Genomic DNA, 11,501 nt, shown 5'->3' on the forward strand with positions numbered 1-11,501 from the left:
AATTTCGCATAAGAAACTCACCATATTTTTAAGTAGATACTTTTCTATTACTGAACGTATTAAAAGAAACCTCTGTTCAGCAGAGACTTTTACTCGTTTTTCTTCATCCCCCTTTCCATCATGTCTAACTTTTTTAGTAACTCATTCTCAGCTCTCAACAATTGATTTTGTGCTTCTAATCTAGCATTCTTTTCTTCTAGAGAAAGCTCCTTCTGAGTTGGTCTCCCCGAATTATCACTACGCGTATCCCTAAGTCCCAATACTCCTGATTTTTTATAAGCAGTACGCCATCTGGAGGCTGCCCTTTGTACTCTGACAATACCTATGACTTCAATATTAAAACCATTCTCCTCGAAAATCTGCCTTGGCAACTTACCATTTTCATTTTCAGCTATAAAAATCCTCTTAAATTCGTCTGTATATGTAACACCCTTTGAACTTATAGATTTAACATATGGATTATTAGATAGTATTTCTATTTCTTTCTCAGTAAAGAGTTTTTTTGGCATTTAATTGTTCTCCGATTCTCCCATTTTTTTCATTATACATAAAAGTACCCTACAGAGCAGACCTTTTTTTAGTGTCTACTCTATAGGGTACAGTTTAAACCATTCCGAAACCTTTTTGTCTGCAAACTGAAAGAGACTTCATTAAGTCTCTTGTTTTTTTATATTAAGGTTGATTTTCTTCTATTATATACGTTTCGCACCAATATACTTTGGCTTCCAATAGGTATTATTGGTTTTAGCGTATGACACTCCTTTAGATGATGAAGAGTGTATAAATTCTTTGTTTCCAACATATATGGCCACATGTGTAGGTTTTTTCGCTTTATTTGGTGCAAAAAACATTAAGTCACCCTTTTGCAGGGTTTTAACTTTCTTACCTTTTTTATATATGTCAGCAGCAGTTCTTGGTAAATTCTTACCAGCCTTTTGATATGAATACTTCACTAATCCCGAACAATCAAAACCTGATGAAGAAATGCCACCCATTTTATATTTTGTACCCAATTCACTTTTAGCCACTTTAATCGCTTTTGTATGATATGAAGCAGCTTCCACTTGGTCCCCAGCAAATGATGCGGTTACAAGAATTATAGCCAATGACAATCCGACGACAATTTTCTTGAACAAATTATTTACCCCCTGATGTGATCTGCTAAACCTAATATACTAGAAGAAGCAAATCTTTCGCATCACAGGACCTTTACAAATATGTTACATTTAGTAGATTTAGGAAGAATGACCATATAAAACATAAAAATAAGTCGAATGATGGGTCCGTTCAACTTATGTAAAAGTACCTTTAATAAAACTAGCTTTTCCTCATAAAAAAACAGTGGTAAAAAACCACTGTCAAAATTCTTTTGAGAAAAATGGAAGAAATAATTTCACCCCACGTTTATTAAAAGGTAAACATTTCAAATCTGCGATTAAATGACTTATGTATCCTAATATACAAGTGGTGAAAATTCCGTCAATCCCCATAAAGGCTTCGAATTGAAAGGCAATGATGCCAAAGAAAGCGATACCGGCAATCGAATGGGTATAACTTCTATGTGGTGTAAAAGATGCCAGGATAATATAGGCTCCCAACAGCCATAACCAGCTTTCCTGCAAAGATAAACCGCCTCCTAATACCGCTAATCCAGTCAAGGTCAGCATATGCCTTTGCCTAATGAATGATGATATAATGATGATTCCGATTCCTGCCCCTACACCGATCCACTTTTCCGTTTCAGAGCTTTCCAAAAGACTATAAATGATCATCAAAATTCCAATCGTTTGGGCTATCGTCCGGATAAACTTATGTGAAAAGGTAATCCTATTACTTAACTTCCCATCAATATCCATATCGGGCATAAGCCCTGAAACCCCACCGATGCCCACCAAGAATAAAGTGGTGGTTGGATCTGTTTGAAGTGTGTTTGCCGTCAAAAATCCAACTGTTGCCCCTAAAGCCATGTGTGCTGTACCGTTCACTGTCTCTCTCCTGTCCTCTAAGAAGTAATCTGCTTTCAAGAAACGAATGTTTGTTCGAATCCCTGCATACTAACTATACAACATTTTGGGGAAAATTTCTTTATTTCTTATAAATAATGCCATAGTAATCAGTAATTAGAGCAAATAAAGAACCTGGTCGTACATTCAAAACACTTCTTATAAATATCCATAATTGCTTTGTTTAGGAAATTTTCATCACTCTAAATCTGCAAAATATTTTTCTGTAAATTGAAGTTTTTCATGAAATTTTATCCAAAATATGAATATACTAATCTATAAGGGGAGTGATTCAGATAGCTTTTATAAATGCCTTCAATAATTTTAAAAATGGGAAAAAGTCCAAGAAAATAAAGAACATGGATTTTCGGGAAAAGCATGTAAATAAATCGTCTGAGCTCATTGGGAACAATGAAATTGTCCAAAATATAATTAACAATCACCTTTCCAAAAAAAATAACCACTTGTAGGGTGGTTTTTTTAATTATTAGGTGAAATGGTTTCATTCTTTTCCAGCTTCTCGCTCGCTTCGTAAATATAGTTATATTGTAAATAGTAATCGTATATGACGTTTTGCAGAATCTTAAGCAATGATTTATCGAAAGTATCGAATTCAGTTTGATAACTATTTAAGACAGTGACGAATTTCCCGTCCATGTTTTCGAAATAATGGATAAGAAAATTCTTGTAATATTCACTATCGCTATTGCTTTTATTCGTAATGCACGGATCGCCGGTTTGAATGGACTTATCAAGCATCGCTTTAATTGATTTAGGCAGCTTTGCTTTTTTAAACTGGTTCAGGGTATAGATATCATAGGTAAAGGAAAGACCTAATTGATCGGAATAAAAATCCACGGCACAGTCCAGTGTATAGAGTAATGGTGTTTTAAAGTCCTTGCTGTTGGCAATTTCCTCTGATATCTCCAATTGAAATTCCTCGGATGTTAAATACGCTGCAAATTTCATTTTTGAACTGCTCATGCTGAATACTTCATAAACGGCTGCATCTTGTTTTTCAATTTCAATTTCGATATTAAAAAATTTAAAGTGTTTTAAACGGTAAAAAGCAATTGGGGCTAATAGGAAAAGCAATATCCAAACTAGGTAAAGGAATAACGTGTTAAAGATGATTTGATAAAATTCAGACGTTACGATCGGTTCGATGATTAACGATATCAATGTATGTTCAAATCCCTGAGAAACAGGGGGGGCAGGTACAGTGGTTTCTTCAGGATTTTTCAAAGTTTGGATACCTAAACGAGCCATCGCAACTAGTGTATAAACAAAAATTAAAATTGTCCCAATCACATAAAATTTTGGCATGAATCCTATAATCCTGTCGAAAACAGAAATCCGTTTATCTTTCTGCTCCTCTATAGCCAATGTGGTTGCTCCTTTTAAGATTATTAATATCAGGAAAAGTCTACAGGGACTTAGAATTCCTGGAGACTACCTATTTAATTTATATGTTTGCAATTATGTTAAAATACGTAAAATTCGTTTAATCATTGACATATTCCAAATTACTTTCGACGTTTTCATTAAAATTAATAATAATTCGTCGTTAAAAATGCCCAACCCTCTACAGTAAAAATGAAAGGTTGAGCAAATGTTTAGGGTTTTATTTAGGACGGCCCTTTATCGCAAATTCTTCGACTTTCCTTAGAAACAAATCCATGGCTTTCGATGCTTCGAAGTCCAACTTTTTCACGATCGAAAAAGGTCTTATAATGGGCTCATTTTTCAAATGAAAGGTTTTCAATTCATTGGATTTCAATTCTTTTTGTACAGTCAATCGGGATAACAAGGCAATGCCGAGTCCAGCCATCACAGCTTCTTTCACTCCTTGAATACTGGTGAAAATAAAGGTTTTCTTTATGTTTAACTCGAGACTACTCAAAAGTTTATCGGAATATGTACGGGTTCCCGACCCTTGCTCCCTAAGTACCCATGTTTGGTTTTGGAGCATATTGCCCTCGATGAGATCCATCTGTGAAAGTGGATGATCCGGGGGAACGACCACAATCATCTCGTCATTCATGAATGGCCTTACATCTATATCTTTATAATCTGTTTCACCTTCAATCAATCCTATATCAAGCTTATTTGAACGGATTCCTTGAATGACATCATTTGAATTCGAGATGATGATTTGTATGTCCACCATCGGATATTGAGCAGCAAATTCTGCTAATACTTTTGGAAGGTAATATTCTCCTATCGTGAAGCTTGCACCTATTTTCATCGTTCCGCTAACCACGTTATTAAATTCATTTATTTCCCTTTTCGCTGTCTCATAATGATTAAGCATTTGCTTTGCATGTCTATACAAAATTTTTCCCGGCTCTGTTATTTGAACTTGCTTGGGGGAACGATAAATTAATTTCGTTCCTAACTCATTTTCCAGATTCCTTATGTGAAGACTGACTCCTGGCTGCGACAGGTTCAGAAGATTCCCTGCTCTTGAAAAGTTTTTCTGTTCGATTACGGTTACGAATACTTTTAACGGATCCATTGTTACCTCCCTATCTACCTATGCGTTTCATTTTATCATAAGTAGAAGTAATCATTGAAATAGCAAAAATATATTTCACTTATTTTTAATTAAGTTTTAAAGTTAAAGCATCAACATAGATGGAGTGATCACACTGGAACAAATAAAAGTTGAAACTAAAAAACTTGGATTTACAAAAGGAATAGCATTGACTTTGCTAATTGCCATTGCAGCAAAATACTTAGCAGAGCTTCCATTCCTTCATATAATGGGACAGTTAGTCATTGCGATACTGATTGGTGTTGTTTGGAAATCGCTAATCGGTGTCCCGGCTTACGCCGTTGCAGGGACAAATTATTCAAGTAAAGTCCTTTTGAGAGTGGGCATTATCTTATTGGGGATGCGCTTGAACCTAAAGGATATTATTAATGCCGGTCCGAAAACATTTGCAGTTGGTGCCATTAGTCTTGTATTTGGTATATTAGTAGTTTATGGATTGACCCGCCTATTAAAAGTTGAGAAAAAGCTTGGCCTATTGACAGCTTGCGGAACGGGAATTTGTGGAGCTGCTGCCATCCTGGCTATTTCCTCCCAAATAAAAGCAAAAGAAAAAGATACCGCAATAGCTGTAGCGACGGTTGCTGTTTTAGGTACAACCTTCACTTTCGGATATACGATCCTATATCCATTATTGGAGTTATCCGATCAAGGATATGGTATTTTTTCGGGTGCGACACTCCATGAAATTGCTCACGTCATCGCTGCGGCAGCACCAGGGGGAAATGAGTCTGTCGACTTGGCTGTGGTGGTCAAATTGACTAGGGTGGCCCTGCTTATTCCCGTTGCGATTTTGGTTGGATTCGTCATGAATTGGAAAGGAGGATCAACTGTTACCGGAAAGAAATTTTCCTGGAAGTCCATTCAGATGCCGTGGTTCATTTTTGGATTTTTATTAATAAGTGCCATTTATTCTTCAGGTGCAGTTCCTGAACCTTTAGCCGAAAAACTTGTTATGCTTTCCTATATCCTCATGGCTATGTCCATGGCAGGACTAGGATTGAATATTGACCTTGTAACTTTTAGGAAATATGGCGGTAAACCTTTTATAGCTGGACTGATCGGCTCTATATTATTGACTTGCCTCGGGTATGTATTGGTTCAGACTTTCCATTTAAATTAACTTTTTAATTAAAACAAGCATCCCTTAATCGGCATGCTTGTTTTTTTCTATTGGATGTGGAACATTGACACCATAAAAAATTTCATCCATTTCCGTTTGAAGCCTTTCTATAATTTCTTGCCTTTCCTCTTTATTCAGCTTTTCCTCTGTATAACCGAATAAGTAATTATTAATATCGAACCTTTTCAGCTTACATTTTGTATGGAATATATTTTCCTGGTATACATTTACATCAATCATGTCATATAAACCTTTTACTTCATCGGGAATATAGTTTTGAATGGAATTAATATCATGGTCAATGAACAATTTTCGCCCATCTTTATCTCTCGTAAAACCTCTTACTCGGTAATCGATCGTGATAATGTCGGTATCGAAGGAATGAATAAGATAATTAAGGGCTTTAAGGGGTGATATTTCTCCACAAGTAGAGACATCGATATCGGCCCTGAATGTGCTAATGCCTTCATTTGGATGGTATTCAGGGTATGTATGTACGGTAATATGGCTTTTATCCAGTTGCATGACCACATTATCAGGTAAAGGCCCTGGTGATTCCTCATAAGTCTCCATAGGTACTTCGACGACAGGTCCTTCTGAAACAAGAATGGTTACACTGGCGCCTTGAGGGACATAATCCTGTTTGGCCGTATTTAAAACATGTGCCCCTATTAAATCCGCAACATTGTGCAGGATCTTCGAAAGCCGCTCTGCGTTATATTGTTCATCGATATAATCCAGGTAGGCCTCCCTTTCTTCCCTGGTTTTTGTGTAACAAATATCATACATATTAAAGCTTAAAGATTTCGTAAGATTATTAAAGCCATGCAGTTCAATACGCTGCTCAGGTGTAAGTTTCATGATTGATTCCCCTTATACTTATTTTAGGACTACCCTTATAGTTACCCTTTTTCTGAAATAAAAAACTAAGTCTGCCAGTATAAGCTTCTGACTTCTTATCGGTAAGCAAAGGAAGAGCCATTGCATTCACATGCAATGGCTTCAGTTTTAGACAGTATGAATTTTTTTCTTCTTTATCGGTGAAAGAATCCGTTCCAGCCATCCGAGTAAAAGATCTGAGAGAATGGCCATCAATGCCGTCGGAATTGCTCCTGCAAGTATGATTGCCGTTCCATTTGAAGCATTCGTTCCCCTGACAATGATATCCCCGAGTCCGCCTGACCCTACGAATGTACCGACAGCAGTTACTCCGATTGCAACGACAAGCGCTGTACGTAAGCCAGCCATGATGACAGATAGAGATAATGGCAATTCGACCATTCTTAGTAACTGGAGCTTTGTCATTCCCATTGCCTTTCCAGATTCTAAATAAGCATGATCTATACTTGTAATTCCGACATAAGTGTTCCTCAGGATTGGCAGTAAGGAATATAAAAACAATGATAAGATTACCGTATTTGTTCCTAAGCCCATTACTAGCATCAAGAGTGCAAGCATAGCCAATGCTGGTGTGGTTTGTATGACATTCGTTATCGAAAATACCCAATTACTCAATTTCTTATGTTTCGCGATGAAAATGCCTATCGGGATGGCTACAATTGCTGCAAATAACACTCCATAAGCAGACATTAAAAAATGGCGATAGAATTCAGTAAGTACATACATCCAATTTTGGGAATAATAGGTTCCCAGCTGTTGCAAGGTTTCCATTAGTTTGCACCTCCCAATTATTCAAAATATTTATGTGCTTCAAGGAATTCCGATGCTACGACCGATGGCTCCTTCAAGTTCCCATCAACTTCATAATTCAGTTCCTGCATGGTTTCAGTAGTGATTTCGCCAATTAACTTGTTAAGTTCCTCTTCAATTTCAGGATAACGTTCCAACAATTCTTCGGTAATGACCGGTGAACAGTCATATGGAGGGAAATACTGTTTATCATCTTCTAAAAGCTTCAAATCATTAACCTTAATCCGTCCATCTGAGGAATATGCAAGGACAATATCCATCTGGCCATTTTTGACTGCATCATATACCAAGCCAATCTGCATCGGATAAGTTTCCCCAAATTCCAATCCATATGTATCGACGAACCCTTTATAACCATCCCCTTTTCTTTTAAGCCAAGCACTATCCACACCTAATCTTAAATTATCTGCATCCTTTTCCAGATCCGATATTTTCTTATACCCTTTTTCCACAGCCAATTCATTTGAAATAGTAAAGGCATACGTATTATCGAATCCATAAGAATCAAAAAATTTGAACCCATATTGTTCTTTGAATTCCCTTTGAACTATTTCCATCGCCTTTACTGGGTCCTTTTCGATTTCCTGTCCCAGGACACTCGTTAAATCAGTCCCTGTATATCGAGTTGCGGCTATATCGATATCACCTGTCTCCATCGCTTTTTGCTGAACGAAATTCGAACCTAGATTTTTGATGATTTTCGTATCAAGTTCCGTATTCCTTTCAATGAGTTGAGCGATCATGTTCGCCAGGATTTCGGATTCGGTCATGCTTTGGGCACCGATCTTTACAGTATTTTCAGAAGATGATCCTAATCCAGGCAAAGAACAGCCGGTGATCATTAATGAACAAACTAAAAGGGCCAATAAAATTGTACTTCTTATTTTTTTATACATGGTAATCCTCCTCAAGCAACTTCCTTCATACCTTTCAATCCTTTTGGTACGACTTTTCGTTCTATGATCGAGAATACATAATCAACCAGGATAGCCATGATGATTACCGGAACTGCACCAGCGATGATATATTCTGTTTGGTATAAATTCAAACCGATAAAAATGTAATCTCCTAGTCCTCCGCCTCCAATAAAGGAAGCTAAGGTGGCCCATCCAATTAAATAGACGGATGCCGTACGGATACCAGCCATAATGACGGAAAGTGCAAGCGGGAATTCAACCAGACGAATCCTCTCCCAGCTTGTCATCCCGATGCCGCGTCCGGATTCAAGCAGATTTTCATTTACGCCCTTAATGCCTGTGTATGTATTCCTGAGTATGGGTAAAACGGAATAGAAAAATAACGCAATGATTGCGGGTGTTTTCCCAACGCCGAGGAAAGGAATGAAAAAGGCAAGGACCGCTAGGCTCGGCAGTGTCTGCATAATGTTTGCAATTCCGATTATAATCGATGCGCTCCTTTTCATTCGCGTCAACATAATCCCAAGTGGTACAGCAACTATTATTCCAATGAAAACAGCGATCATGGAAATATATAAGTGCTCCCATGCTTTATATATCAATTCTTGCCAGTTCGTTTGTAAAAAATCGAGCATTGTTTCCATCTCATATACCTCCTAAAACATTTCTACTATTTCTGCCACTTGATTTTCTTCCTCTCCCCAAATGCTGTCATATACGATGTCGACCAATGTAGCCCTAGTGACAATTCCGACCAAATGTTTATTCTGGTCAACTACAGGCACATATTTGAAACCTCGTTTTAAAATCTTTTGAACGGAATCCCGGATTAAAGTATCCTGTTTCACTGAATAGACATCAGTATTGATGACTTCGCTGATAAATTTTGCTTTTTTTCGGTATTCACTGATCGTTTCAACATCTACGAACCCTTTCAAAACATTATGCTCATCGACCACAAGTAAAGAATCGACCCTTTTCTCGCGCATTATCGCAATAGCATCGGTAAGGGATTTTTCCTCTGTAATGGATATTGGATTTCGACTCATGATTTGTTCAACCAACTCAACATTGGGTCTTGTTTGAAGCAAACGATCTTTGCCGATGAATTCTTCAACAAACTCATTGGCTGGGTTTCTGAGGATTTCATCCGGTGTTCCCACTTGGACGATTTCACCAGCCTTTAAGATGACGATCTTGTCGGCTAGCTTAATCGCTTCATCCATATCATGCGTAACAAAAACGATTGTTTTATCAAGTGTGCGCTGCAGATTTTTAAATTCCTCCTGAAGGGCATCGCGGGTGATTGGATCTAGTGCGCCAAAAGGTTCATCCATTAAAATGAGTGGAGGATTGGAAGCGAGTGCTCTGAGAACGCCTATCCTTTGTTGCTGCCCGCCACTTAATTCGTAGGGATACCTTTCCAGGTATTCGGGTCCCATATCGACAAGCTTAAGCAATTCCAGTGCGCGTTCCTTTTTCTTCTGTTCATTCCATTTAAGAAGTTTTGGAACGAGGGTGATATTTTCAAGAATAGTCATATGAGGGAAAAGTCCGATTTGCTGGATAACGTACCCGATCTGTCTTCTTAGCTCAACTGGGTCTTTATCCAAAATATTTTCTCCATTAATAAGTATCTTCCCTTCAGATGGTTCGATAAGACGGTTAATCATTTTCATTGTTGTTGTCTTTCCACATCCACTCGGACCAATGAAGCAAATGAACTCCCCTTTTTTAATATCCAATGATATATTTTTTACAGCTTTCTTTCCTCCCTTATAGATTTTCGATACATTTTCGATTTTTAACATAAAAAGCACCTCCATCATTCGCATACAATTACAAATTTTACAAAAATATTAATTTTTCATTTGCACAGTCTCTTGTACCCATAAGGTAAACTGTATAAACATTTTTTTATAAAAACTAGTTCATTGTATTTATTTTGAAAAAATGGTAAAAAAACCGCCCCGTTTTAACTGAGGCAGTTGATAGCTATATAGTATTAAAGATGAATTAAAACCCTATATTTTTAGCAATCAAGGTTTTTATGGTTTCATCTGTCCCTGTAAAGAATGTTGACAAAGGAATGTCCCAATGACGCCGGGCAATTTTATCGTCACCCATACTACCGTAACCATCATGTAACTGCATGCACTTATCAGATATTCGCTTAGACATCTCCGTTATCCATTGTTTAGCCATCGATACTTCAGTTATGATATTCTCCCCAGTCATATGTTTACAGATCAACCCATCAATAAACGTTCTTCCCAGATGAATATCTGTCGCTATTTCAGCAATGGTAAACTGTGCATTTTTAAATTTACTTATTTTCTTAACAAACGCTTTTTGTCTTTTTATAAAATTCATCGTTAAGTGAAGCATGTCTTTCGCTGCCATTAAAGACCTGATTGCACACATTAGTCTTTCCTGCTGCATTTTTTGCATGATATATGAAAGGCCCTTTCCTTCCTCCCCAAGAAGGTTGCCAACTGGAACTGAAGCATCATCGAAAAATAGTTCAGCTGTGCCTGAGCTTCCCTGTTCTGATTTACTAAGCTTTCTTCCCGGTGATAACCCTGGTGTATCTTTATCAATGAGCAGTAAACTGATTCCGTCCTTGGGAGAAACAGCATTAAGATCTGTTTTGCATGCTACTATCATGAAGTCAGCTTTAAAGCCATTTGTAACAAACGTTTTGGCTCCATTGACAATATAATACCCATCTTTCTTGATGGCTGTGGTTTGAATATCAGCCAATTCCGATCCCATTTCCGGCTCTGTCAATGCAAAGGCAGAAATCATTTCTCCTGTAATGAACTTTGGTAAATATCTTTGTTTTTGATCTATTGTTCCGAATGAGGCAATATAAGAGGCTACAACGTCAGAATGAATTGATATTCCTCCTAAGGCTGATCCAACCATCTCCAATTCCTCTGCCAGCACAACTGAATATCCAAAATCTGCTCCTATTCCACCGAATTCCACTTCAATCCATGGACATAAAAATCCATTATCTCCTATCTTTTCCCAAAACGAGCAAGGTATTTCCCCCTCTTTTTCCCATTGATCATAAAAGGGGACAGCCTCCTTGGCGAGAAAATCACGAATTGATTGTTTAAATAATAAATGTTCTTCTGTTAGGCTTTATGACAGGGTTGCTGCTCTAGACCGCAAAGTATAGTTTTCAT

General features: G+C 37.4%; 10 protein-coding genes and 2 pseudogenes. 1 reads left to right on the forward strand and 11 read right to left on the reverse strand.

Features of this window, described 5'->3' with window-relative positions; all coding sequences use genetic code 11:
- The 5 genes and pseudogenes from ACIQYG_RS08930 to ACIQYG_RS08950 all read right to left on the reverse strand — a co-directional run.
- A pseudogene (locus ACIQYG_RS08930) lies at nt 1–509 on the reverse strand (HTH domain-containing protein); the annotation flags it as partial.
- A 183-nt stretch (nt 510–692) separates the two neighbouring features.
- On the reverse strand, nt 693–1,136 hold the full coding sequence (locus ACIQYG_RS08935; RefSeq protein WP_402837206.1) for a C40 family peptidase: 444 nt from the start codon (nt 1,134–1,136) through the stop codon (nt 693–695).
- Between the two features lie 222 nt (nt 1,137–1,358).
- Complete coding sequence (locus tag ACIQYG_RS08940; protein WP_402837208.1) at nt 1,359–1,985, reverse strand: metal-dependent hydrolase; 627 nt, start codon at nt 1,983–1,985, stop codon at nt 1,359–1,361.
- A 498-nt stretch (nt 1,986–2,483) separates the two neighbouring features.
- Nucleotides 2,484–3,389, reverse strand: a complete 906-nt coding sequence (locus ACIQYG_RS08945) for a hypothetical protein (RefSeq protein WP_402837210.1) — start codon at nt 3,387–3,389, stop codon at nt 2,484–2,486.
- A gap of 238 nt (nt 3,390–3,627) precedes the next feature.
- Nucleotides 3,628–4,521 carry a selenium metabolism-associated LysR family transcriptional regulator gene (locus ACIQYG_RS08950; protein WP_402837212.1) on the reverse strand — a complete coding sequence of 298 codons (894 nt, stop codon included), beginning with the start codon at nt 4,519–4,521 and terminating at the stop codon, nt 3,628–3,630.
- A 133-nt stretch (nt 4,522–4,654) separates the two neighbouring features.
- Between ACIQYG_RS08950 and ACIQYG_RS08955 the strand changes: the two genes are divergently transcribed.
- The gene (locus ACIQYG_RS08955) at nt 4,655–5,680 is read left to right on the forward strand and encodes a YeiH family protein (protein ID WP_402837879.1); all 1,026 of its coding nucleotides are present in this window, start codon (nt 4,655–4,657) and stop codon (nt 5,678–5,680) included.
- A gap of 24 nt (nt 5,681–5,704) precedes the next feature.
- Here the strand turns inward: ACIQYG_RS08955 and speD are convergent, their stop codons facing one another.
- The 6 genes and pseudogenes from speD to ACIQYG_RS08985 all read right to left on the reverse strand — a co-directional run.
- Nucleotides 5,705–6,541, reverse strand: a complete 837-nt coding sequence (gene speD / locus ACIQYG_RS08960) for an adenosylmethionine decarboxylase (RefSeq protein WP_402837214.1) — start codon at nt 6,539–6,541, stop codon at nt 5,705–5,707.
- Nucleotides 6,542–6,688: 147 nt separating this feature from the next.
- Nucleotides 6,689–7,351, reverse strand: coding sequence for an ABC transporter permease (locus ACIQYG_RS08965; protein ID WP_402837216.1), 663 nt, complete (start codon nt 7,349–7,351; stop codon nt 6,689–6,691).
- A 17-nt stretch (nt 7,352–7,368) separates the two neighbouring features.
- Nucleotides 7,369–8,286, reverse strand: a complete 918-nt coding sequence (locus ACIQYG_RS08970) for an osmoprotectant ABC transporter substrate-binding protein (RefSeq protein ID WP_402837218.1) — start codon at nt 8,284–8,286, stop codon at nt 7,369–7,371.
- A gap of 11 nt (nt 8,287–8,297) precedes the next feature.
- Nucleotides 8,298–8,951, reverse strand: coding sequence for an ABC transporter permease (locus ACIQYG_RS08975; RefSeq protein ID WP_402837220.1), 654 nt, complete (start codon nt 8,949–8,951; stop codon nt 8,298–8,300).
- A gap of 12 nt (nt 8,952–8,963) precedes the next feature.
- Nucleotides 8,964–10,118 carry a betaine/proline/choline family ABC transporter ATP-binding protein gene (locus ACIQYG_RS08980; RefSeq protein ID WP_402837222.1) on the reverse strand — a complete coding sequence of 385 codons (1,155 nt, stop codon included), beginning with the start codon at nt 10,116–10,118 and terminating at the stop codon, nt 8,964–8,966.
- A 205-nt stretch (nt 10,119–10,323) separates the two neighbouring features.
- Nucleotides 10,324–11,454 (reverse strand): annotated as a pseudogene (locus tag ACIQYG_RS08985) (acyl-CoA dehydrogenase family protein); the annotation flags it as partial.
- Nucleotides 11,455–11,501: the final 47 nt, after the last annotated feature.

Source organism: Peribacillus sp. NPDC096622 (assembly GCF_044762665.1).
Classification (GTDB): domain Bacteria; phylum Bacillota; class Bacilli; order Bacillales; family DSM-1321; genus Peribacillus; species Peribacillus frigoritolerans_B.